Here is a 25,986-nt window from a genome sequence, read left to right as displayed (position 1 = left end):
TAGCGGTGGCGATCAGCCACGTTCTCGGGCACTAAGAAGGGTCCGGTTTTCAAAATTGATCGACTGAGGGATCAGCGATGCGAGTTGCGTCGATGCTCCCTGCGCAAAGCGGGGCTGCGGGGCGCGTATCGCGGCTATCTCCGTGGCGGCCGCTGCGTTGCGTGATCGTGGACTATGGGTAGTCTTGCGGCTCGTTCGTTCCTGATCACAACCATGGCCCCGAGCAAGACCTATACCCGTCGAATTGTCGTGGTGCTGCTAGCGTCGCATGGCTGGATATCAGCCGCCGCGCAGCCGTTGCCTATCACCGCAGATCACAGCGTGGAAGCCTCGGCCCCGGTCGTGGGACAGCAGCATGGCGTGCCCGTCATTCAGATCGTGGCGCCTTCGGCGGGCGGCGTTTCGCACAACCGGTACGAGCAGTTCAATGTCGGGCCAGCTGGTGTCATATTGAACAATAGCGGCAGATCGAGCCAGACACAGTTGGCCGGCCAGATCGCGGGCAACCCGATGTTGAAAAAGGCACACGCGAGCGCGATTCTGAACGAAGTGACGGCGGCGAATCCATCACAACTGCGAGGGATGCTCGAAGTCGCAGGACCTCGCGCCCACGTCATTCTCGCCAATCCCGCAGGGATCACTTGCGATCAGTGTGGCTTTCTAAACGCTTCGCGCGCGACGCTCACCACGGGCCGTCCGGAAATCGGCCCACGCGGAGACCTGGCGTTCCGGATGTCCTCGGGTACCTTACGGATAGAGGGTGAAGGACTCAACGGCACGCAAACCGATCAGGTCGATCTGCTGGCGCGCGCCCTGGTGCTTAATGCCGGGGTGTGGGCGGACAAACTGAACGTCGTTGTCGGGCCCGCAAGAGTTCAGGCGTCCTCGGGCAAGGTACAGCCGCTGGAGGCCACGGGCGAGAAACCCGCATTGGCCCTGGATGCCACGGTGCTCGGTGGCATGTACGCCAATAGCATCCGGCTTGTGGGCACCGAGGCCGGGGTGGGGGTGAATATTGGCGGCAATCTCGTGGCGCTCACGGGCGACCTGACGTTGTCGCCGGCGGGTGATGTTCAAGTATCTCCGAAAGTCGCGCTCACCGCGAAGCATAAGCTTGCCGTACATACGCCAGGACAGGTGACCACGCGCGAGGCGACCTTACATGGTGCCCGGGTCGAGCTTTCCGCTGGCCGCTTGGACAATCAGCAAGGCAGCATCACATCTGGCTCGGGTATCACGTTGAAAGTGCAGGGCGACTTGCAAAACCGCGACGGCCTGCTTGCCGCCTCCGGCGTTCATTCGATCCGTGCTGCGAATGTGCTGAACCGTGGGGGCACCATAGCGGGCGGCCAGTTGAACGTCACTGCCCAAAACACAGTAGACAACCGCGGGGGCGCAATGTTGGCCGACATGGCATTAAGCGTGTCCAGCCGGAAGCTGAATAATAGTGGCACCTTATCGACCAGCGAGGCGAAGACGGTCGTGCCGGCCTCGCCACCCGGGACACCCGGCACGATATCCGCCTCGAGCGCAACCGGTCTGTCGGGACACACCGTCAGTCTTCAGATCCCGCAGCTCGACAACAACAAGGGTTCCATACGGGCGATTGCGGATCTGAAGATTGACTCGGATAACCTCCAGAACGCCAACGGATTGATGACAGCGCAAGGCAACGTCCAAATCACGACGCGCCGGCTCGCCAACCGCGATGGCAATGTTACGGCGCAGCAGCGACTGAAGCTGAATGCGCGCGAGTCCCACTATCTGGGATGGTTGCATGCGGGTACCGACATCGACTTTACGTATGCAGGGTCACTGACTCCCGGCAAAAATATCATCGCTGGCAGGGATATCAAGCTGACGCTCGGTGGCGACCTCGTCAATAAGCGGCAATTTGGCGCGGTGCGCGACTTGCGTATCCAGGCGCAGAACGTACGTAATGAAAAATCCGGTGCATTGCTAGGCGGCAATCATGTTCGGATAGACGCTGCGCATTTGTTCGACAATGCCGGGCTGATCGATGGTAAGTCTCCCCGTGTCGAGGCCGCACAGTTGAAAAACACCGGGCGCATCTATGGCGATTGGATCAACATCGTAGCCGGCGAACTCGCCAATGAGAAAAATGGCAAGAGTCCGGCGCATATTGCGTCACGCGGCAATCTGAACATCGCCGTCGGTTCAGCGACCAATCGTAATAACGCGGTGCTCTATGCCAAGAATAAGCTGCGCATTGGCCGCCATTTAGACAAGGCTTTGGGCGTTACGGGCGAGGCCGACAATGTGCTGAACCATGCGGCGACCATTGAGGCAGGTGGCGGGATTCTCATCGCCGCGCGGCAAACACGAAACGAAAATGCCGATTTTGCTTCAGAACCGGTACGGGTGTCATCTCGCCGCAAAGTGTATTTCAGCCCCGCGGGCAGCACGGATATGTACGATGCCGCAACGACCTGGTTGTGCGATAAGGTCACGCGGGCGTGTAGCCATGATCCTCACTGGCTCAATGATGACCCTGAGCGGAGGTTGTTGTTGCCCTCCAAAAAGTATCCGTCCTCGCGCTATGGCCCGCCGTTTGGCTACACCCCCAAACGACACGGTGTGGGCGGCGTTACCAGTCCTATCGCGCTCTCGTACACAGCAGGATCCCCTGGGCGCGATGGAAATCGCGGTAGAGCCGATCAGTTCCTATACCCTCCCGATTCGCCTATCTGGGCCATATTTGGTCTTGAGCCTCCGTCGGCACTGCCCTCGCGCGCCGAGTACGAGCGACGGCCTCGCAAACGGCGGGGCGACATCGCACGCTATGAGGATCTGCCTGAATACATCGCCTTCAAACAGCGACATCAGCAGCTGGATGGACGGATTCGTGCGTTTAACAGGGATTTCCTGACTCGTCTGGTCAAAGATTTCACCTTTTATGAAGTCGAGGAAGTCGTCACGCAGAGCAAGACGATACGCAGCCATCCTGGCCGCATCGTTTCACCGGGGCCTATCACGCTAAAAGGCACCGTGACCAACGATAAGAGCCAGATCGCCTCGGGCGGCAAACTGCGCGTAGAGGGTCCGGCCATTCAAAATATCGGAGCCACGGGCTGGCGCACCGTCACGCGCGAGGGGCAAGCGACGTATACCCAGGCGCGACGCAGTGATCGCAAAGCGCACCGCTACCACTACGCCGTGACGGCGGAGAATACGCCATTCGATATGCCTGTCGGCCCGCTGCGGTCGGCGATGTCGCAGACGGTGAACGTGCCCGCTCGGCTTGATACAAACCAGCTGTTTGGGACCCTGATGGCGGGGCGCAACACGCATCTGATTAGTCAAGGCGACATCCACAATAGCGGCACCATCGGTGCGTCCCAGGACACCGTGATGAACGCACGCAATATCGTGAATCACTCTGGCGGTCTGATTCAAGCGCAGCGGATTGACCTCATCGCGCGGGAGAACCTGAGCAATCTCGCCGCGCGCATCCAAGGCGGCAAGGTATTGCTGACGGCCGGACAAGACGTGAACCTCATTTCCGCCAAGGGTGCGCATGAATCCACCACGACCCGAGGCACGCATCTGGCGGGGGCATCCAGTGTCAGTGCCAACGAACTCACGGTGCGTGCCGGAAACGACATCCATATGTTGGCCGCCAAGGTGGCCGTCGAGCGCGACGCGCAGTTGCAGGCCGGCAGGGATATCCGCCTCGATCCCGCGACACTCGAGCACCACGAAATCATGGCAAACGGCAAACGCCATCGTCACGAACTCAGCATCGAGAAAGCACATGGATCCGCAGCTCAGGCAAAGGGCAACCTCGCCCTCGCGGCAGGCCAAGATGTCGCCACTCAGGCTGCCGAGGTTCATGCGCAAGGCAAACTCAGCATACAGGCTGGCCGTGACGTTGTAATCGGCACCGCGACAGACCGTGGCAGCGCGAAGGATCAGCACCAGGAAAAAAGAAAAGGCCTGATATCGCGAAAGACTCAGGAATCCGTCGCGTCCAGCGACTGGGAGCGCGCGCAAGCTTCGACGCTGACAGGGCACGAGGTCGAAATCACCGCCGGACGCGATGTGACCGTTGCCGGTTCAAACGTGGGTGCCGGCCACGATCTCGCGGTGTCCGCTGGGCGCAATATCACTATCGCTCCCGGTAAGAACCGATATGATGCGCAGCGCATCGAAAAGGTGCGCAAATCGGGCGTCGGCGCGACTGGCGGGCTGAGCATTGGACGTAGCACGCAGACACACACGCTCGAGCGCGCAAACGAGGAACATGTGCCTAGCGTGCTGGGAAGTTTGACGGGTAACGCCAGCTTGCACAGTAATCAAACGATTGACATGACTGCTGGTCGACTCCTGGCGCCTAAGGGGAACCTCACGCTCGATTCGAAATACATCGAGATCGGCACAGCGCGGGACACCCATTTCACCAAGGAGTCCTTCGAACGTAAGCAAAGCGGCGTCTCCATGCAGATCAGCACCCCATTCTTTGATGCGATGCAGAGGGTAGAGCAGCTGTCGGACACCGCGGATCGCGCTGCCCATCCATTGATGCAAGGTTTGGCTGCGGCTACTGCGGGTTTGACGATTGCCGATATGGTGCGCGATATCCGAGATCGGGGCAGCGACCCCAAGGCGAATGCTATTGATAAGATCGGGAACGTCCGGGTCAGCATAGAGGTCGGTAAAAGCAAACAGTCCACGACAACTGTCACTGAAATGAGCCGTGCTGTGGGCTCTGTTCTTGCCGCAGGGGAAAATGTGGTGATACGTGCGGGGGATCCCGATACGGCAGGCAGCGTCCATCTCCATGGCTCCACCGTTTCGGCCGACGGCGATGTGACCATTGTCACTGAAGGCGATATCCGCTTGCAGGGCGAGCGCAACACCTTGGACAGGAAACAGATTAGCCGAGCATCTGGCGCGGGCGTGGGCTTTGGTGCTTCATTAGGCGGTAGTGATACCTCGATGGGTGTACATACGCACGCTCACCGAGCCGCGCATGCGGCGGCTGGCGCTGAAACTGAGGTCGTCGCAACACGGCTGACTGCGGGAGGCACCGTTACATTAAAGTCTGGATCCGACGCAGTCTTGAGCGGCGCCAGGGTCAACGCACACCAGGTCACCGCAGAAGTCGGCGGGAATCTGCTGATTGAGAGTTTGCAGGACACCAGCAATTATGAGGGTGGGGGCACGCAGGTTGGCGTCAATGTCGCGGTAGGTGCGGGCAGCGTTTTCGGCGGTGCAAGCTTGTCGAATACGCACGTGCAGGGCAACTTCGCCAGCGTGCGCGACCAAAGCGGCATAGAGGCGGGCGACGGCGGTTTCGATATAAAGGTCCAGGGCAACACCCACCTCAAGGGCGGAAAAATCGTCAGCAATGCCGCTGCGGCGGACGAAGGACGAAATCAATTCAGCACCGGTTCGCTGACGAGCGAAGACATAGAGAACCACAGCCACGCCAAGGCGGTGGGCGTAGCAATCAATACGGCAGGCCAGTCCGGTACGTTAGGCCTTGCGGTGGCGCCGGGCGCCAGTCAAAAGCACGACAAGGCGACCAGCACCACATACAGCGGTATCAGCCCGGCCACGATCAAAATCCAAGATCAGGAAGCCCAGCGACGCCTGACCGGCGAGACCGCGCAGCGCGTGCTCGACGCTTTGAAGCGGGGTGTCGTGACCGGCGCCGATGCAGCCGCATTGGAGCAGACCTGGGATGCCGAAAAACTTGGCGCACAAGTCGCCGCGCAGGCGGAGATCATCGCAGCGTTCACCGACCAAGCGACTCAATCCGTCAAACTCTATACACAGTCCAAGCGCGCTGCGTTGCGCGAGCGAATCGGGCAGTCCACCGACAAAGCGGAAATCGAGCAACTGCGACGCCAAATCAGCGATTTGAACACGCAAGAGCGCGTGGTGAATGTCGTGATCGGCGCATTAACGGGCTCCACCGGCATCTCTGCCTCCCATGCCGTGCTTTCCGAAGCAGCCGATCGGATGCGTGAATACACCATCGCTGATTCCAAGAAGTTCAAGGGGATAACGGATGGCGAAACGACCCTGGACAACATCAGCGGCAAAAGTGCAGGGATCAGAGGCGATGGATTCAATACCGCAGGTGTGCGGGTCGATCTGGACAATCTTTGCGGCGTGGCAAATGAGCGCTGCAAGGTGCAGTTCGATGTACATGGGCGGCCCATATTGGGCGCCAACGGTTTGCCGGTGCTAGCGTTAAATCCTCAGGGCATGGTCCAGTTCGATACTGAAAAAGCGAAATTAAGCTTGGCCGAATATTTACAAACAGATCACGGCAAGAAAATGTCTGGGTTTACCGGTGGAATCCAGGGTGCGGAAAGTACGCTCGGAGGTATGCCGTATAGCCCAGGTAGTATCTTGGACATCCTACATGAAGGCTTTGGTGGTACGCACGATTTCATCGGCGGAACGTTGAGTGGCCTTTACGATGCGCAGGGCAACGCCCGGCGCGGACGGAGCGTCACGGAGAAGGTGGTCCATGAGGTATGGAGCGGGGCCGCACTCGTTCCGGCGGCACCTTTTGCGCTGGCAGAAGTCTTACCCCCCGAAGCATGGCGGCTGCTCGATCTCATGATGGAACTAAAGAAGTGACCGCGCGACCTATACAGGTCCGCTCCGGCAGTGACAGCGCTGCGTTCCAGCATTGCGACTTCCACTACGCCGTCATCGGCCTCTTCTGTTGCACGTCAGAGCAATCTTCAAAATGAGCCGATTGTCATACTGCTTCATTGCTGCTTTTTTCACCCTCGCAGTGTCGGGTTGCTATATGAGCACCAACGGCTACCTTTGTGCTCTAAACGAGCCGGAGATTTATTGCGATAAAAAAATTCGCGCCGTGCTACTTACACCTGTCAAACTCATCGACGACTGGGCCTTTAGCGGAAGGAGCGAACAGAGCCGCTTGGAAGACTGGGTGCAATGCGGGGGAATGTGGAACGGCGAATACGGAGGGATACGCGAGCTACCCAACGGAGAGAAACGCACTACACAGCAAGTGCGAGCTGAGTCTCGTACGCTGTTCTACGCGATACAGCGCTGCATGCTCAAGAAAGGGTACGAGTATGTCGGCCTTTGCTACGACAGTGAAATTTCGCGTGCTCACCCAGCGTGTCGACACCGAGCCGGCGAGCCGTGGGAATAAGCTGCGCCGGTGGGGGCACGAATAATTGGTGTGCGTTCCCAGCACCAAACGCGGCGCGCTACTGAGTCAAAGCTTCTTCCGTAAAAAACCTCTCCCGTAGCGCCGGCAGCCCCACACGATCCAAAATCTCGTGCAGGCGTTCCGCTGGCTTACGACGAGGCAGATCCTTGTACTGCGCGATGATGAGTTCGTTCTTCATCGAATGCTCCCATCCGACCAGCTCTGTAACGTTGACTTGATATCCATGCGCCTCGAGCTGCAAGCAGCGCAGCACGTTCGTCAACTGGCTGCCGAACTCGCGCGTATGCAGCGGCCGACGCCACAGCTCAGACATCGGGTCTGCCAAGGCGCGGCTCTTGTTTTGCCGTAATGCGGCCGCTACCTCTGCCTGGCAGCAAGGCACCAGGACAATAAATTTCGCTTGCTTGGCCAAAGCGAAACGGATCGCATCGTCTGTCGCCGTATTGCACGCGTGCAGTGCCGTGACCACATCCACCCGCGCCGGCAAGGCGTCCGAAGTGATCGAATCCGCCACCGACAAATTCAAAAATGACATTCCGCTAAAGCCAAGTCGGCTAGCCAGCGCTTGAGACGACGTCACTAAATCGGCGCGCGTCTCGATTCCATAGACATGCGATTGGTCATGCAGCGCCTTGAAGAACAAGTCGTACAGAATGAATCCCAAATACGACTTACCGGCGCCATGATCCACCAGCGTCACCGCATCCCGCTCCTGCTTGACCTCCTGTAGCAATGGCTCGATGAACTGGAACAGGTGATAGACCTGTTTGAGCTTGCGTCGGCTGTCTTGGTTCAGTTTGCCGTCGCGCGTGAGGATATGGAGTTCCTTGAGCAGTTCGATCGACTGATCGGGACGGATTTCGGGCGTGGGGGACATCGAAGAATACAAACGAAAGAGGCGCGTGAAGTGTCCAGTGTACTGAATTTGACTCTGTCGAGGAGGCGGCGGGGGGCGTGCCCTCCTGGTTGGGTGTCCCATGTACGGCCCCGCGGCACACGGCCATCGAAGGACTGGTGCGGCCAAGCGGTGAGGCCGATTCGCCGCCATGCGTCAAAACGGCAGTATCTCCAGGGCAACCATGTTTCGGGAGAACCGGCGGACTTTGTGGGGTCCATGGCGGCCGCTGTGGCAGTTCCAAGATCTCCGCGCTCGGTCAGCGCGCTCACCAGGGTATACCCTATTGACACTAGAAATATACACCTTCAAACTGAAATTCAATGAAATAATTGGACATCGAAACATTCTATGTGTCGATGTTTGCCGTGATTGGAAGGGGGCTGGATTGCTCGGCCATACGGGTTCCAGTCAATGTCACTTCGACGTAGCACACCCGCACGGTCAGTTCTCCTATTCGGACCTACAAATGACGAACGTGAAGCAATCCAAAGCATTTCGCCTCAATACGTTGAGTGCGATGATCGGCTTAGCAGTAGTGAGCGGGGCCTACGTTCGAACGGCGGCCGCCGAATGTATTTCCGATGAATGGCAGATCGGTTGTGAAGGAAATACGGTGCTGTCCGAGACTCTGGGCGACGGACCCGAGACACCGTCTGAAATGACGATGCTTCTCGGGGATGCGACAGTGTCGATCGGGAATGATACGGCGGTCAGCTTGGGGTCAAAGGCCACAATTCTGATGTGGGCCAGCGCAATACAAAACGACGCGAACGAGACCAGCGGTGGCGGCTATGGGCAAGGCCGTAACACAGTTGAAGTGGGAGAGGGCAGCACGATAAGTCTTTCTTTCGAATCATCTATCAAAGCTCTCGGCTCTGCGCGCGATGCAAGCGCCATCGGCATAATGGGCAACAGCGTCGCGGTCCGCGTGACGGACTCCATCGTCTCGGCCGCTAACGCTGCCGCAATCAAAGTATTGGGAGGTGGGACGACCATTAACTCCGAGGGGGTGATCAGCACCGGTAAAACGGTGGACACCCACGGAGACGATATCGTGATCGACGCCAGCGCGGCGTCTGGGGCGTTGACCCTCGTTAACGCGGGAAGGATAGAAGGGAGTCTGAAGCTCAGCGCGTACAACGACACCATCTCGATGGAGGCCGGCGCGATCACAGGCAATATTGACGGCGGCGGCGGGACTAACCTACTCGAATTAAAGGGGTTTGGGGAGCACACACTAACTAGCAACATCGAAAACATCCAACGGATCGTCAAGGACGAAACGGCCGCATGGACGCTATCAGGCGACATCACCGGTCCTAGTGATACTCCACTCAGTATCGACGCTGAGCAAGGAACGATTGCGTTTTCAGGCACCGTGCACGGAGACGTCTCGATATCAGGCGCAGGTACGGTGCAGATCGGTGCCGGCGGAGATACCGGTACGATCACCGGAAACGTGGACAATAGCGGTACGCTGGCGTTCAATCGCGGAGATACCGCCACGTACGCTGGCACGATAGACGGCACAGGCAAAGTCCGGCAGACGGGAGCGGGCACGACGGTTCTGACCGGAACGAATACTTATGCCGGCGGGACGACCATTACGCGGGGAACGTTGCAGATAGGCGATGGCGGCACTACAGGCAGCATTACAAATGACGTCACCAACAACGGAACGCTCGCAATCAACCGCAGCGACTATATTTCCATCGGCGGCAAAATCGATGGTAGTGGCAGTGTTGAACAGCTCGGTACCGGCACGCTCGAACTAGCCGATGGCAATACCTACCGGGGCGGAACGGTCATCAAGGCGGGCGTGATCGCCGTCAACGCCGACAGTGCTTTGGGGGAGAGAACTGGAAGCGTTACCCTCGCCGGCGGTGCCCTGCAGTTGACCAATGACGTGACGTCGGAACGTGACGTCGTTATCACCGCGGCATCCGGCACTATTACTGCCGATCGCCGCATGACCACCACGCTCAATGGAACGATTTCCGGCGATGGTGCCTTGATCAGTGACGGCTGGGGCACACTGGTGCTCAACGGCGATAACTCCTATAAGGGAGGAACTACGATTCGTAACGGCACGGTCTCTATCAATGCTGATAGTGCGCTGGGCGACGCCACCGGTGCGTTGACCTTCGATGGCGGCACGCTCGCCTTAAGGGACGCTGTGACCTCGAAAAGAGCGATCGAGTTGTCGATCAACACCGGCACAATCGCCGCGACCACGGATGCTACAAGCGTATTCCATGGAAGGATTTCCGGCGTTGGCCAGTTGGAGATAGAGGGCCCCGGCACGGTGGTGCTCACCGCTGACAACGAGTACCAAGGCAACACGTTGATCGAGACCGGCAGTACGTTGCAGCTGGGCGATGGCGGGGTTACCGGCAACATTGTAGGTAACGTGGACAATGATGGACGGCTGATCGTTAATCGCCAGGGAAACATTGGATTGAATGGCGACATCATAGGCACTGGCAGCCTGATTAAAACCGGCAGTGGCACGCTGACTTTGGGCGGCGCGAATGAGTATGCTGGCGGAACGCGGATCAACGAGGGAACGATTGCCATTAGTGACGGTGAAGCCCTGGGGGATGTCTCAGGGGCGCTCACGCTGGCCGGAGGGGCACTGCAGTTGACCGATAACGTGACGGTGGGTCATCAAATCGTTATCACGGCGGCATCAGGGACTCTCATTGCCGATGCCGGCACGACCAGCACAATCAATGGGACGATCTCCGGCAGTGGCGGCCTGACTAGCAGCGGCCAAGGCACACTAGTGCTCACCAGCGATAACGTCTATACGGGAGGCACTACGATTGGCAGCGGTACCACCGTGCGGGTCGGCAATGGCGGCACGACCGGCAGTATCCAGGGCAACGTGAAAAACGACGGACAGCTGATCTTTGATCGCCAGGATGACATAGCGCAGCCCGGGACGATAAGTGGTGCGGGCAATGTGGTCCAGATGGGCAGCGGCACACTTACATTGAGCAGCGGCAACAGCTATGTCGGCGGCACCGTCATCAGCTTGGGCACAATCGCCATTGATAACGACGATGCGCTAGGGGATGTCAGTGGGGCACTCACGTTCCAAGGTGGCACGCTGCGATTGACCGATGACGTGACGTCGAACCGGGAGATCAAGGTCACCCAGGGCTACGGCACCATCACCACCGATGCCGGCAAGAATAGCGAGCTGAATGGGACGATATCCGGTGAAGGCGGCTTGACTTTCAGTGGCCGGGGTACGCTGGCGCTAAATGGCGTTAACTCGTATAGCGGAGGAACGACCTTCGACTCAGGCACGGTGGCTATCCGGGATGATCGTGCGCTGGGCGGTCTCGACGGCAATTTAACTTTTAATGGCGGCACTCTGGCGTTGATGGAGGCGGTGACTTCGGCGAGAGAGATCCAGCTTGGGGAGTTCGGGGGCGCAGTCTCATCGAGTACGGAAGCGACGAGCGTGTTCAGTGGGGTGATTTCCGGCGAGGGCGGGTTGTCAATCGAAGGCCCCGGCACGATCGTGTTCACCGCGGACAATAGCTATCAAGGCAGCACGCGGATCGACACCGATGCCAAACTACAGCTTGGCGATGGCGGCAATACGGGCAGCATCAAGGGCGCCGTGAGCAATGATGGGCAGCTGATTGTTAATCGCGCGAATGCGATAACGCTGGACGGCAAGATTGACGGCTCGGGCAGCCTGCTCAAGACCGGCGGCGGCACACTCAACTTAAGCGGTGCGAATGACTATGGCGGCGGAACGCGAATCAGCGGGGGAACGATCGCCATCAGCAACGATCAAGCCTTAGGCACGGTCTCTGGTGCACTAACACTTGACGGCGGCGTTCTGCAGTTAACCGCGAACGTGACGTCGGACCGCTCGGTCATCATCACGAACGAGTCAGGCGAGATTCGTTCCGACGCAGGGACCACCAATCAATTCAATAGCCAGATCACCGGCAATGGCGGTCTGACCGTGAGCGGCGGGGGCACGCTCGTGCTCACGGCAGATAACGATTACGGGGGCGTCACGCACATTCGCGATGGCAGGCTGCAACTGGGCAATGGCTCGGACACTGGCAGCGTGAAGGGGGACGTGATTAGCGACGGAACGCTGGTCTTCGGTCGCGGCGGTAATTTTTCCTTTGACAAAGAAATCAGCGGCTCCGGAAATGTCGAGCACGTCGGTGGCGGCACGCTGACCCTGACCGGCGAGAACTCCTACACCGGCGGCACGTTGATCCAATCCGGTACGGTTGCTATTAGTCAGGACGGCGCATTGGGGAAAGACGGCGATCTCACGCTCGATGGCGGAAGTGTTGAACTTTTGGCCGGCCTGACATCGACGCGCGACATCATTCTGACGCAAGAGTCGGGCTCGATCGCCGCCGCCGCAGGGACGACCAGCACGATGAGCGGTGAAATCTCAGGGCAGGGCGAGCTCACTAGCAGTGGCCCAGGCACATTAATACTAACGGGCAATAATTCCTATCAGGGCGGCACGACAATACAAGACGGGACAGTTTCCATCAGCAACGATTCCGCGTTGGGAGCAGGAGGAAGGGTTGCCTTGAACGGCGGCACTCTTGCACTCGCGGGAGATGTCACATTAGATCGAGCGTTCACGTTAAGTGATCGGTCTGGGACCATCACGACCGGCGCTGCCACCACCAGCACGATTAACGGTGTAATCGGAGGTTCGGGAGGACTGAGCGTTCGTGGCCCGGGTACGCTGGTACTGACGGGCACTAACCTTTATCAGGGCGGGACGAGCGTTCGCGAGGGAACGCTCTCTATCGACAATGACCAGGCGCTCGGCAATGCCAACGGTGCTGTGACCCTCGATGGAGGAAAGCTGGCGTTATCTGGCAACGTGGCATCGGCGCGCGACATAGCGATAACCTCGGCGCACGGAACCATCTCTACCAGTGCAGGCGTGACGAGCTCCTGGCAAGGCACCATCACGGGCACCGGCGCGCTAATCAGCGAGGGCGCTGGCACGCTGGTACTTGCAGGCAACAATGCGTATCGCGGCGGCACCATCATTCGTCAGGGCTCGACCGTTTCGATTGACCGGGACAGCGCGCTTGGCGACGAGGGCGCAGGCGTGACTATCGAGGGCGGTACATTGGCGCTGACGGACGATGTCGATTCCCGCCGGGCGATCACCCTGATTGATGCGCCCAGCAGGTTGTCGACGATCAGCATGCAGGCGGGCACGGAAAGCACCTGGAGGGGGCAGATTTCCGGTGAAGGAGGGTTGATCGCGAGTGGCCCCGGGAAACTGGTCCTGACTGCGGAGAATAACTACACGGGCGGCACCTGGATCGATGAGGGCACGCTGCAACTCGGCAATGGGACAGGCTCGGGCAGCATCACGGGCGATGTTCGTAACGATGGCAGCCTGATTTTTAACATCGGGGAGAACACGCAGTTTGCCGGCAACATCACTGGTACCGGGTCTGTCGTGCAGACGGGGCCGGGCATCACGAGGCTAACGGGTGATAACGCCTATTTCGGCGGCACAAGAATCGAAAGCGGCACCTTGCAAGTCGGTGATGGAGGAACCCAGGGCAGCATCACCGGTAATGTCGCCAATGAAGGTACGCTGGCCTTCAACCGCAATGACCTCCTTGCTTTCGATGGCAAGATCAGCGGGGCCGGCAAGGTGGAGCTTACAGGTCCTGGCAAGGTGGTGATGCTCGGAGACAATGACTACGCAGGCGGAACCGACATCAAGGCGGGTACGTTGCGGTTGGGCAATAACGATGAGCGGGGAAGCATCACAGGCAATGTCAACAACGAGGGCACCTTGGAATTTGCCCGCAGCGACGATATCTCCTTCGGCGGTGAGATCCGTGGCTCCGGCAGCGTCATTCAAGCTGGTGATGGCAAGCTGACGCTGACGGGCGAGAATAGTTATAAAGGCGGCACGCGGCTGGCGTTTGGCACGGTGGCGATCGGTAACGACCGCGCGCTGGGCGATGCCGAGGGCGGCGTGGTGTTTGAAGGCGGCGCACTGCAGCTGACGGGGGATGTGAACTCGGCCCGCGCGATGGTGCTGAATAGCGCAGTCGGAAAAATCATCACCAATGCTGACACGACCAGCACGTTTGGCGGTGTGATCTCAGGTCAAGGGATCTTGCGCACGGAAGGTCCCGGCACCTTGATATTGACCGCCAATAACGCCTACACGGGCGGCACTTTGATCGCAGGCGGCACCTTGCAATTGGGCGATGGCGGGGACTCGGGCAGCATCTTGGGGGATGTGTCTAACGCCGGCAGGCTGGTGTTCAATCGCAACGATCAAATGACGTTCGCGGGGCGCATCGACGGCAGCGGGTCTGTCGTGCAGGCGGGTCCGGGCATCACGACGCTGACGGGTGCTAGCACCTATACGGGCGGCACAAGAATCGAAGGCGGCACCTTGCAAGTCGGTGATGGAGGAAACCAAGGAAGCATCACCGGTAATGTCGCCAACGAAGGTACGCTGGACTTCAACCGCAATGACCTCCTTGCATTCGATGGCAAGATCAGTGGGACCGGCAAGGTGGAGCTTACAGGTCCTGGCAAGGTGGTGATGCTTGGAGACAATGACTACGCAGGCGGAACCGACATCAAGGCGGGTACGTTGCGGTTGGGCAATAACGATGCGCGGGGAAGCATCACAGGCAATGTCAACAATGAGGGCACCTTGGAATTTGCCCGCAGCGACGATATCTCCTTCGGCGGTGAGATCCGTGGCACCGGTAGCGTCATTCAGGCTGGTGGCGGCAAGCTGACGCTGACTGCAGCCAATAGTTATAAGGGCGGCACGCGGCTGGCATTTGGCACGGTGGCGATCGGTACTGACCGCGCGCTGGGCGATGCCGAGGGCGGCGTGGTGTTTGACGGCGGCGCACTGCAGTTGACGGGGGATGTGACCTCGGCCCGCGCGATGGTGCTGAATAGCGCAGTCGGAAAAATCATCACCAATGCCGACACGACCAGCACGTTTGGCGGTGTGATCTCAGGTCAAGGGATCTTGCGCATGGAAGGTCCCGGCACCTTGATATTGACCGCCAATAACGCCTACACGGGCGGCACTTTGATCGCAGGCGGCACCTTGCAATTGGGCGATGGCGGGGACTCTGGCAGCATCTTGGGTGATGTTTCGAATCAAGGCAGACTCCTCATCAATCGTTCTAACGATATGGAGTTCGGCGGACAAATCTTCGGTAGCGGCTCCTTAGCCCACACCGGCCCGGGCACCCTCACCCTGACGGCGACCAACGTCTATACCGGTGGCACGACGATTGAACAAGGCACGTTGGAACTTGGTAACGGCGCCACGTCAGGCAGTATCCAAGGCAACGTGACGAACGATGGGACTCTTTCCTTTAATCGCCGCGACGACATGATCTTGGCCGGTGACATCAGCGGGTCGGGTTCGGTCGTGCAGAAAGGTAGCGGTACTACGATTCTGACCGGGGCGAACAGCCATCGCGGCGGCACGGTGATTCAAGCGGGGACATTGACCATCCTCAGAGACGGCGCCTTGGGCGACAGCACCGCTGGCGTTGAACTCGCCGGCGGCACTCTGGAGCTGGCGGGTAACGTGGAATCGAATCGGCGAATCGACATCACCGCCGAATCAGGAAAGATCGTCGCAAGTGCGGGCACCACTAGCGTTTTACGTGGGGTCATCAGCGGCACTGGCGGTTTGATCAGCGCCGGCCCAGGTACATTGGTGTTGACCGGCAATAACACCTATCTCGGAGGTACCACGATTACCGCCGGCCGGGTACAGCCGGGCGCCGTAGATATTCCTCTGGCCACCGGCACGCTGCAGCTCGGCGACGGCGGCACCTCGGGAAGTATCCAAGGCGACGTGGTCAACGATGGTGCGCTTGCGTTTAATCGCAGCGATAACGTGACCTTCGATGGGCATATCAATGGCTCGGGTTTTGTCGTTCATCAGGGCACGGGCACGACGACCTTTACCCAAGACCACTCATACACGGGCGGTACGCTGATTCAACGCGGTACGTTGCGCTTGGGCGACGGCGGCGATACCGGCAGTATTCGCGGCACCGTTGTGAACTTCGGTTCGTTGGTGGTCGACCGCAGCGATACCTTCGAGCTCGATGGAGTGGTCGCGGGCACCGGCTCATTCGTCCAGCAGGGCAGCGGCACCACCGTGCTCACCCGCGACAACGCTTTTGAAGGCGGCACCTCTATCGCAGGTGGCACATTGCAATTAGGCAATGGCGGCACCACCGGCAGTATCCGAGGTGACGTCGCGAATAACGGGGTATTGGCCTTCAATCGCAGCGATGCCCTCATGTTTACCGGCAAGGTGAGCGGCAGTGGCGCTCTGGTTCAACAGGGCCCGGGTACCACCGTACTGACCGCCGATCACTCCTATACCGGGGGCACACGCATCACGAACGGCACGTTGCAACTCGGCGATGGAGGCAAGACGGGTAGCATCGTCGGCGACGTGGCCAACGACGGCAAGTTTGTCTTCAACCGCAGTGACATGTTGAACTTTGGTGGCCAGATCAGTGGCACGGGGCAGGTGGTACAGGCCGGCGATGGCACAACGTTCTTGAACGCCGTCAATACTTATCAAGGTTTGACGACAGTCGCCGCAGGCACGCTGATTGTGGGCGATTCCCCTCAAAGCAGCGCCGCGCTATCGGGCGGCGGAGGCGTGCAGGTCAATCCGGGCGCCACACTCGGCGGTTACGGGGCGGTGAGCGGCAACGTGATCAATGGTGGGACTATTGCCGTTGCCGATGCCTTACCGGGATTCAGCAACAGTGGCGCCTTTACCGTGGTTGGCAAGCTCGACAACAGTGGGCTGATTCAGCTGGGCGGGCATGCCGTTGGCAACCGCTTGAACATCGTCGGCGACTACAACGGCAACAACGGCATGATCGCGCTGAATAGCGTGCTCAACGGCGACAGCGGAACTTCGGATCAAATCGTGATCCAACAGGGATCGGCGGGTGGCTCCACTGCCTTGCGCGTAAGCAATATGGGCGGGGAAGGCGGTTATACCCAGGGCAACGGAATCGCTGTGATTCGGGCCGAAGACGGCGCGCGGACTTCTGGTGGAAGTTTCGCGCTGGCAGGCCCCGTCGTGGCCGGGCCTTATGAGTACACGCTGTACCGTGGCAGCGTCGATGCCAGTGCGCCGGATGACTGGTATCTGCGTTCCAGCCAACCTGGCTCGGGCGGCGACCCGGATTCTGGAGGCCAGCCTGGTTCTGGTGGCCAACCGGGGTCTGGTGGCGAACCTGCTTCCGGCGGCCAACCCGATTACCGGCGCGAAGTCTCTGTCTACGGCACGCTTGCACCGACTGTGCTGATGTATGGTCGTTCTCTGCTAGACAGTCTGTCCGAGCGTTCGGGGTCATTGGAACAGGCTCAACGCGGCCCGGCACTTAGTGGCAACCGCGTCTGGGGCCGCTATATCGGTTCGCAGGGCACCCGAGCGGGATCCGATGACGGTATCTACGGCAACGAGGGCGCGCGGCATGATTACCGGTTTAACGGCATGCAACTGGGCGCCGACCTCTTGCGGCGGCAGCGTAGCGATGGCAGTCGCGATATGGTGGGGATCACCGCAGCGATGGGTGAAGCGACCACCACGGTGGAGCACTACAACGGTGACGATGCGGGCAATGGCCAGGTCAAGGCGTACTCGCTCGGGGCTTACTGGACCCACTACGGTCCGCAGGACTGGTATCTCGATACGGGCCTGATGGTCAGCAAATACCGCTTGGAGGGCGATTCGCACCGCGGCCTGCCCAAAATGCGCACCGATGGCTGGGGCGTGACAGCCAATGTGGAAGGCGGCTATCCCTTTAATTTGAACAATCAATGGGTGCTCGAGCCGCAGGCGCAACTGACCTATCAATGGGTCGATATCGACAGCGCCCATGACGGTGCCGCCAACATCCGTTTCAAGAACGTCGAGTCGCTGGTTGGCCGGGTAGGTGTCGAGATGGGCCGCCATTGGAAAGGCAGTGCCAAGGACGAGGCCTACTCCATCTTCGCGCGGCTCAGCGTGTTGCATGAGGCCCTGGGCAAGCCGAAGACCGAGTTTTCGTCGGAGACGGGCTATGTGCCATTCAATAGCGATATTGGTGGCAGCTGGATGCAAGTCATGCTGGGCGTGTCAGCCACGGCGACGGAGAAAATGAGTATCTACGCTTCCGGCGCCTATCAGGAAACCTTCGCGGGCGCCAAAGCCGATGGTTGGAATGGCAAAGTGGGCGTGAATTGGCGGTGGTAATCGCAGTGGCCACGAGCCCGGGCAGCGGCCAGACAAGCCGCCATCCGGCTCACTGCTCCATACCGCTATACGTTTTGCGTTGCGTGCCGGGTAAAGATCCCGCCGCGACGCGGCTGGGCCTGGCATAGGGGACGTACGTTGCCCCAGTGAACTTATGCCGGCTCGTCGAACGTTATCCGTAGTGCATGCTCGCGGATATCGCTCGGCCATGTCGAGGTATGGCCCAGAAACTGTGCGCGATCAAGCGACAGCACCGCCCGCAACGCTTCGGTAAAGCCAGGCAGGTCGCTGGCGAGCGCGCTGAGGAACCGATGGCCTGCCTCTTTGCGACGTCGTCCATGCGCGGCGGCGCTTTCGGTCACCAGTACACGGTCGATGATGGTCCGCAGCGTTACCGATGTCCCGCCAGGCTGTTGCGCCAGCCATTCCCAGTGCTTGGGCAGCAGGGTAACTTCCCGCGAAACCACGCCCAGCTTGGGCCGCCCACGGCCGCGTGGCGGCTGCGGCGTTTGTTGGGAAACGGGCTCGGCGTCCTGCACCAGTTTGCCGCCGTGGGTAGTGTTCAGTCGGCGCCGGATTTCCTCGTCCGTGCCGCGCCAGTCCAGCAAGACTTCGCCCGTTACATCGCTAAAGACAACGATCCGGTCCGCGCCGGGGGAGTTTCGCGCCCCGCGCACCGCCAACGCGACTTCCGCCAGCGGCCCGCTCGCCAAGCGGCGCGTGCCAGCAAAAGCCGTGCAAGCCGTGGTTGCATCCCGCCCTTGTCCCGTGCTGCTGTTCATCGATCACACCCCTCCGTGAACTGAACTTACTATCCCGCCCGGTGAGCTTGCCGTCAACGCGACGGCGGTGAAACATTGCAACGAGAAGTTGGATCACGCCGATAAGGGAAACCCCCTAGTAAAAATTGCCAGTGCGCGTATAATTTTGCTTTGCGCCCGGAGTCCCACATGCGTCTCGTTCAAAAAGCGCTCACCTTCGACGATGTGTTGTTGGTGCCAGCGTATTCCGAGGTGTTGCCGCGCGATACGTCGCTCGCCACCCGTCTCACCCGCAATATCACCCTGAATATCCCGCTCGTGTCCGCTGCCATGGACACCGTGACCGAATCGCGCCTGGCGATCGCCATGGCCCAGGAGGGCGGCATCGGGATCATTCACAAAAACCTCACCGCTGACCAGCAGGCCAAGGAAGTCGCCCGCGTCAAACGCCACGAGTTCGGGATCGTGATCGATCCTGTTACCGTGACGCCCGACATGAAGGTTCGCGACGCCATTACGCTACAGCGTCAGCACGGTATCTCCGGCCTGCCGGTGGTGGAGGGCAAAAAACTCGTCGGTATCGTCACCAACCGTGACCTGCGCTTCGAGGATCGTCTGGACCAGCCGCTGCGTAACATCATGACGCCTCAAGAGCGTCTGGTTACGATGCAAGAAGGCGCGACGCTGGACGAAGCCCAGGCCTTGATGCACAAGCACCGCCTGGAGCGCGTTCTGATCGTCAACGACGCATTCGAGCTGCGCGGCCTGGCGACCGTCAAGGACATCGTCAAGAATACCGAGCACCCGGTTGCCAACAAGGACGCTCAAGGCCAGCTGCGCGTGGGCGCTGCCGTGGGCGTGGGCGATGGCACGGAAGAGCGTGTCGCCAAGCTCGTTGCCGCGGGTGTTGACGTCATCATCGTCGATACCGCGCACGGCCATTCGCGTGGCGTGCTGGAACGCGTGCGTTGGGTCAAACAGAATTTCCCCAAAGTCGACGTGATCGGCGGCAATATCGCGACGGCGGATGCCGCGCGTGCGTTGGTCGAACACGGCGCGGATGGCGTCAAGGTCGGTATCGGCCCGGGTTCGATCTGCACGACCCGTATCGTGGCGGGTGTGGGCGTGCCTCAGATCACCGCGATTGCCGATGTGGCCAAGGCCCTGGAAGGCACCGGTGTTCCGCTCATCGCTGACGGTGGTATTCGCTACTCCGGCGACATCGCCAAGGCCCTGTCCGCCGGCGCGTTTGCCTGCATGATGGGCGGCATGTTCGCCGGCACCGAAGAAGCCCCCGGCGAAGTCGTGCTGTTCCAAGGCCGTTCGTACAAGTCGTACCGCGGCATGGGTAGCCTGGGCGCCATGTCCGACGGCTCGGCCGACCGCTATTTCCAAGACCCGGCCAACAACGCCGACAAGCTGGTTCCCGAAGGCATCGAAGGCCGCGTCCCCTACAAGGGCAGTGTCCTGGCCATCATTTACCAGTTGGTGGGCGGCATCCGGGCCTCGATGGGTTACTGCGGTTGCGCGACCATCGACGACATGCGTACCAAGACGCAGTTCGTCGAGATCACCTCGGCTGGTGTGCGTGAATCCCACGTCCATGACGTGCAGATCACCAAAGAGGCGCCTAACTACCGCGCCGACTGATCCAGTCAGTACAATGCAATGTATCGCGCACCGGCAGAACTCACGCGGTTCTGGCCGGTGCGCTTTTATTTCCAACCGGCAGAGTCTCCATGCATCAGCGCATTCTCATTCTTGACTACGGTTCGCAAGTCACCCAGTTAATCGCCCGCCGCGTACGCGAAGCCGGCGTGTATTCCGAAATCCATCCTGGCGATGTCGATGACGCGTTCGTGCGCGAGCAGGCAAGCCAGGGCCTCAAAGGCATCATCCTGTCGGGCAGCCACGCCTCGGCCTACGCCGAAGGCGCGCTGCGTGTACCGGCCGCCGTGTTTGAACTCGGGGTGCCCGTGCTGGGCATCTGCTACGGCATGCAGTCGATGGCGATGCAGCTGGGCGGCACGGTGAGCTTTTCCGATCACCGCGAGTTTGGCTACGCCGAAGTACGCGCCCACGGCCACACGAAGTTGCTGAACGGCTTAGCCGATTTCACCACGGCCGAAGGCCATGGCATGCTCAAGGTCTGGATGAGCCACGGTGACAAAGTCACCGCGCTGCCGCCGGGCTTCAAGCTCATGGCGTCCACGCCTTCGTGCCCGATCGCCGGCATGGCCGACGAAGAGCGCAAGTTCTACGCCGTGCAGTTCCATCCCGAAGTCACGCACACCTTGCAGGGCAAGGCCATGATCGCGCGCTTCGTCAACGAGATCTGCGGCTGCCAGGGCGATTGGAACATGCCCGACTACGTCGCCGAAGCCGTGCAACGCATCCGCGAACAGGTCGGTGACGATGAAGTCATTCTCGGTCTGTCGGGTGGCGTGGATTCGTCGGTGGCCGCCGCGTTGATTCATAAGGCGATTGGCGATCAGCTGACCTGCGTGTTCGTGGATCACGGTCTGTTGCGTCTGGACGAAGGCAAACAGGTCATGCAGACCTTTGCCGAGAACATGGGCGTGAAGATCATCCATATCGACGCGACTGAGCAGTTCATGGGCAAGCTCGCGGGCGTGGCTGATCCCGAAGCCAAACGCAAGATCATCGGCCGCGAGTTCGTGGAAGTCTTCCAGACCGAAGCAGGGAAGCTCAAGAATGCGAAGTGGCTCGCCCAGGGCACGATCTATCCCGACGTGATCGAGTCGGCCGGCGCCAAGACCGGCAAGGCGACTTCGATCAAGTCGCACCACAACGTAGGCGGCTTACCGGATACGTTGAACCTCAAGCTGCTCGAACCGTTGCGCGAACTGTTCAAGGACGAAGTCCGCGAACTCGGTGTGGCCCTGGGCCTGCCGCCGCAGATGGTTTACCGCCATCCTTTCCCGGGTCCGGGTCTGGGCGTGCGTATTCTGGGTGAGGTAAAGAAAGAGTACGCCGACCTGCTGCGTCGCGCGGATGCGATCTTTATTCAGGAATTGCGCAACACCATCGATGAAGCGACAGGCAAGAGCTGGTACGACCTGACCTCGCAAGCGTTCGCGGTATTCCTGCCGGTGAAATCAGTGGGCGTGATGGGCGATGGCCGTACGTATGAATACGTGGTCGCACTGCGCGCGGTTCAGACCTTCGACTTCATGACCGCCGACTGGGCGCCGCTGCCGCATGCGTTGCTCGCGAAGGTGTCGTCGCGGATCATTAATGAGGTCCGCGGATTGAATCGGGTGGTGTACGACGTGTCGAGCAAGCCGCCTGCGACGATTGAGTGGGAATGAAGGCTGTTTAAGTTGCTGATTTAAGCGATAAGTAATAATGCCGTTGAGGGTGTGAAACAACATCGTCAGCGGCATTTTTCATGCTCGATGCCAGGCATATCTGGCCACCCCACGTGGCATTGGACGATGCTAGCGATCCCGTTCTGTCACTTCCGAGGCGTTTGGAAGGAAGTTACAGTGCGGCCTTCGCGGGCTGGACGGAAAGGGTAAGAGGGCACTATAGTAGCTAGAGGTATTACTTGTCGCTACGGAGGCCACATGGCAACGCCAACATCCATCAAGCTCGATGACGAGTTGAAAGGACGCGTCCAGCACTTGGCGGAAGCCCGTCGACGCACATCCCACTGGATTATGCGAGAAGCGATTGCGCAGTACGTCGAGCGCGAGGAAAAACGCGAGGCGTTCAAACAGGATGCGCTCCGCGCCTGGGCAGAGTATCAACGCGACGACCTGCATCTGACCCTCGAGGAAGCCGACGCTTGGCTGGCGAAACTCGAAGCTGGCGAGGATGCGGAGCCGCCTAAGTGCCACGTCTGATCTGGACGCCGCCGGCGCTGGCCGATGTACAGCGACTCTATCGCTTCCTCGCGGCCCAGGATGCCGAGGCGGCGCAACGCGCGGTGAGGGCGATCCGGGCCGGCGTCAAGATTCTGGCTCATCAGCCACGCATCGGCCGCCCTCTCGATGACCTGGAACCCGAGTTTCGGGAATGGCTGATTGACTTCGGCAACAGTGGCTACGTCGCCCTCTATCGCTTCGATAGCGAGAACATCGTCGTTCTTGCCGTTCGACACCAGATAGAAGCGGGGTATTGAGGGCACGCCTTTCGGTGACGGGGGATGACGACTTGAAGCGAGAACCTTCAGTATCAATCCAAGGTCAACCCCGTGGCGGCAACCACTTCCTGCCAACGCTTCAGCTCCTTTCGCAGGTAAGCACCATATTCCTCTGGCGTGGATCCTAGGGCTTCAGTTCCTTGCTGCGCCAGTTTTTCCAACACCTGTGGATCTTGAAGAGCTGTATTCACAGCAGCGTTAAGTTTGAGCACGATTTCAGTTGGAGTGCCTGCTGGGAGCATCATTCCCTGCCACGCACCCGCTTCAAAACCAGGAATACCTGATTTCGCCAATGTACTCGTGCGTCACCAGTGCCAATGGCACGACGGCCGTGAGGGCGACTGGTGTCAAATCCTTGATTGGGTCATAAGAAAGCTTTTTATAAAGTGCTGGACTGAGTGCAATGGATGAGGTGTTGTAGAGCACCGTGTAGCCATCTGCCGGGGCTCTGGCAACTAGAGCATTGCCGATATTTCCGTTCGCACCTGGCCTGTTGTCGATCACGATGCTCTGATCCAGCTGCTGAGATATGTGCTGGGCTAGCAGGCGCGCAACGGTGTCAGTGGCTCCGCCAGGAGGGAAGGGCACGACGAAGGTAATCGGTTTAGCAGTGGGCCATTCCTGGGCCGTCGCATGTGGATCATTAATGAGTATGTTCGCGGAGGCGAGGGAGACAGTCGGTCTGGAGCATCACCATGTCCATAAAGGTGTTCTGTTGCGTATGGGCGGTGATAGGCAGCCATAACTTGCAAATAGCCAGTCGGGGAGCGTGCCGGCGGATCTAGGCACTAACGTCTTGTGCGTCAGGCGAAGTCAGGCTTACGTTTTTCTACAAAGGCCATGACGGCCTCTCGGTGGTCGGCGGTCTTGTGCGCGATTGCCTGGTAGCCCGCCGATAATTCCAACAGCGAAGAGAGCGAACTGTTTTGCCCTTCACGCAGCAGGCGTTTGGTCATGCGCATCACGGCTCCGGGATTCGCGGCAATTTTTTGCGCTAGTGCCTTGGCTGTAGGCAAAAGTTCATCTGCGGTGACGACGCGGCTGACCAGGCCCCAGGCCAGTGCTTCTTGCGCGTCGATAGCCTCACCCGTGAAGGCCATTTCCGATGCCTTGGCCATGCCTACGGCACGAGGTAACAGCCATGCACCTCCATCTCCTGGCACGATGCCCACGCGCACAAAGCTCTCGGCAAAGGTGGCGTTTTCGCTCGCAATGCGGATGTCGCACATGCACGTCAGATCCAAGCCGGCACCGATAGCAGGACCATTGACGGCGCAGATCACGGGCACATCCAATTGGTACAAGGCATTGGGAATACGCTGAATGCCATTGCGGTACTCCTCCCTGATCAACTCGGGCGTGAGCGCGTCATCGAAAAATCGCTGCATGTCCTTGACGTTGCCGCCCGAGCTGAAGATGGGGCCCGCGCCAGTAAGGATAAGCACCTTAATCCGGGTGTCCTTGCGGACCTCGTCACACAGCTGCACGAACTCGCTCACAGCGGTGTTGCCGGTCAGGGCATTACGTGTTTCAGGCTGGTTCATCGTGACGGTCAGAATACCGCCGTCCCTCTCAATGTTCAGAAATGCCATGCGGTAAGTCTCCAAAATCGGATCGTTGTTCAGATCGGTATCTGGCTCAATGGACTGCGGCTACATCGGTAATGCGGCGCACCATGTCCAGCGTCATACCTTCATGCGCCAGCAGCGCTTCGCCGGCCACTGCATGCCAATAAGCCTCGCTGCCTGCGGTTTGTCGCCATGCATGCAGACGCCGCGTGAACAGCTGGAGGTCGTATTCCTCGGTAAAGCCGATAGCGCCATGGATGGCATGTGCCAGTTCTGCGACTATCAGGGCTGCCTCGCTGCAGCGCGCCTTGGCTGTCGCCACACGCAGGCGGTCAGGCTTGACGCCGTCGCCACTGCATCCCAACTGTGCTGCCATGCGTGCCGCAACTACGTGTTCACTCATCACCGCCAGCTGGTGCTGGATGGCCTGGAACTTGCCAATGGAACGACCAAACTGCTGGCGCTCATTGGCGTACTGCAGCGTGCGCTGGAACACCTGGAGCAGGGCACCTGCCATCTGCGCAGCCGTCACTGCCGCCTGTAGGGTACGCACCTGCAAGTCTGCATCGACGACAATCACAGGCACGGCATGCACCTGTGCGGATGACCATGTCAGCGCCGCATCGCCTGCGTCGGCGTGATCTGCGCGGTGCGCCTGATCGACCTTCAGCAAGCGCCAGGCGATTGGCGTCTGCACCAACACGGCCTCGGCAAGCGCACCTTGGCGCACCAGTGGACAATGCCAGCCGCCATCGGGCAGCTCCTGTCCCTGAGCCAAAGCGATGCTACCGGCCCCGCATGCTGTACCGCTTTTGGCCAGCAAGGCTCGGGCGACCATGGTGTCGGCCAGTGGCAGCGGCAGAGCGTGAGCCCCGCACTGCTCCAGAATGCCAAACACTTGCCCCAAACCCAGGCCCGAACCGCCTTCGTTTTCGTTGAGCAAGGCCTTGGGCAATCCCATGGCTTCCAGTTGCTCCCACAGGGACTGCGTAGCAGAGGCATCACGCCCACCTGCCTCAATGGCTCGCACCACGGCTGGGGTGCATTGCCCCTTCAGGACCTCGCGGGTGGCATCGGCAAAGAGATCGTTTTCATTCGTGTTCAT

General features: G+C 59.7%; 10 protein-coding genes and 1 pseudogene. 6 read left to right on the top strand and 5 right to left on the bottom strand.

Going from position 1 to position 25,986, the window contains the following annotated elements:
• Window positions 1–213: 213 nt before the first annotated feature.
• Complete coding sequence (locus GOQ25_RS11265) at window positions 214–6,618, top strand: hemagglutinin repeat-containing protein (protein WP_160350559.1); 6,405 nt, start codon at window positions 214–216, stop codon at window positions 6,616–6,618.
• 608 nt (window positions 6,619–7,226) lie between these two features.
• Here GOQ25_RS11265 and GOQ25_RS11260 read toward each other — a convergent pair.
• On the bottom strand, window positions 7,227–8,066 hold the full coding sequence (locus GOQ25_RS11260) for an SAM-dependent methyltransferase (protein WP_160350558.1): 840 nt from the start codon (window positions 8,064–8,066) through the stop codon (window positions 7,227–7,229).
• 925 nt (window positions 8,067–8,991) lie between these two features.
• Here GOQ25_RS11260 and GOQ25_RS11255 point away from each other — a divergent pair.
• The gene (locus GOQ25_RS11255) at window positions 8,992–18,384 is read left to right on the top strand and encodes an autotransporter-associated beta strand repeat-containing protein (protein ID WP_160350557.1); all 9,393 of its coding nucleotides are present in this window, start codon (window positions 8,992–8,994) and stop codon (window positions 18,382–18,384) included.
• Between the two features lie 152 nt (window positions 18,385–18,536).
• Here GOQ25_RS11255 and GOQ25_RS11250 read toward each other — a convergent pair whose 3' ends face one another.
• The gene (locus GOQ25_RS11250) at window positions 18,537–19,166 is read right to left on the bottom strand and encodes a DUF2239 family protein (protein ID WP_160350556.1); all 630 of its coding nucleotides are present in this window, start codon (window positions 19,164–19,166) and stop codon (window positions 18,537–18,539) included.
• Window positions 19,167–19,334: 168 nt separating this feature from the next.
• On the opposite strand from GOQ25_RS11250, the gene guaB reads away from it, so the two are divergent.
• The 4 genes from guaB (at window position 19,335) to GOQ25_RS11230 (ending at window position 23,292) form a co-directional block, all read left to right on the top strand.
• Window positions 19,335–20,795, top strand: a complete 1,461-nt coding sequence (guaB, locus tag GOQ25_RS11245; protein ID WP_160350555.1) for an IMP dehydrogenase — start codon at window positions 19,335–19,337, stop codon at window positions 20,793–20,795.
• 89 nt (window positions 20,796–20,884) lie between these two features.
• On the top strand, window positions 20,885–22,477 hold the full coding sequence (gene guaA, locus GOQ25_RS11240; RefSeq protein ID WP_160350554.1) for a glutamine-hydrolyzing GMP synthase: 1,593 nt from the start codon (window positions 20,885–20,887) through the stop codon (window positions 22,475–22,477).
• 258 nt (window positions 22,478–22,735) lie between these two features.
• Window positions 22,736–23,014, top strand: coding sequence for a CopG family ribbon-helix-helix protein (locus GOQ25_RS11235; RefSeq protein WP_160350553.1), 279 nt, complete (start codon window positions 22,736–22,738; stop codon window positions 23,012–23,014).
• A complete protein-coding gene (locus GOQ25_RS11230; RefSeq protein ID WP_160350552.1) occupies window positions 23,002–23,292 on the top strand; it encodes a type II toxin-antitoxin system RelE/ParE family toxin in 291 nt (96 codons plus the stop codon). The genes GOQ25_RS11235 and GOQ25_RS11230 overlap by 13 nt, the downstream gene beginning before the upstream one ends.
• 53 nt (window positions 23,293–23,345) lie before the next feature.
• Here the strand turns inward: GOQ25_RS11230 and GOQ25_RS11225 are convergent.
• The 3 genes and pseudogenes from GOQ25_RS11225 to GOQ25_RS11215 all read right to left on the bottom strand — a co-directional run bounded on the left by GOQ25_RS11225 (window position 23,346) and on the right by GOQ25_RS11215 (window position 25,986).
• A pseudogene (locus tag GOQ25_RS11225) lies at window positions 23,346–23,967 on the bottom strand (Bug family tripartite tricarboxylate transporter substrate binding protein).
• Between the two features lie 149 nt (window positions 23,968–24,116).
• Window positions 24,117–24,905: a crotonase/enoyl-CoA hydratase family protein gene (locus tag GOQ25_RS11220; protein ID WP_160350551.1), complete on the bottom strand. Its 789-nt coding sequence runs from the start codon at window positions 24,903–24,905 to the stop codon at window positions 24,117–24,119.
• Window positions 24,906–24,951: 46 nt separating this feature from the next.
• Complete coding sequence (locus tag GOQ25_RS11215; protein ID WP_160350550.1) at window positions 24,952–25,986, bottom strand: acyl-CoA dehydrogenase family protein; 1,035 nt, start codon at window positions 25,984–25,986, stop codon at window positions 24,952–24,954.

The organism is Bordetella sp. 15P40C-2 (genome assembly GCF_009763235.1).
GTDB lineage: Bacteria > Pseudomonadota > Gammaproteobacteria > Burkholderiales > Burkholderiaceae_B > Bordetella_A.
This window is presented reverse-complemented; position numbering and strand designations above follow the sequence as displayed.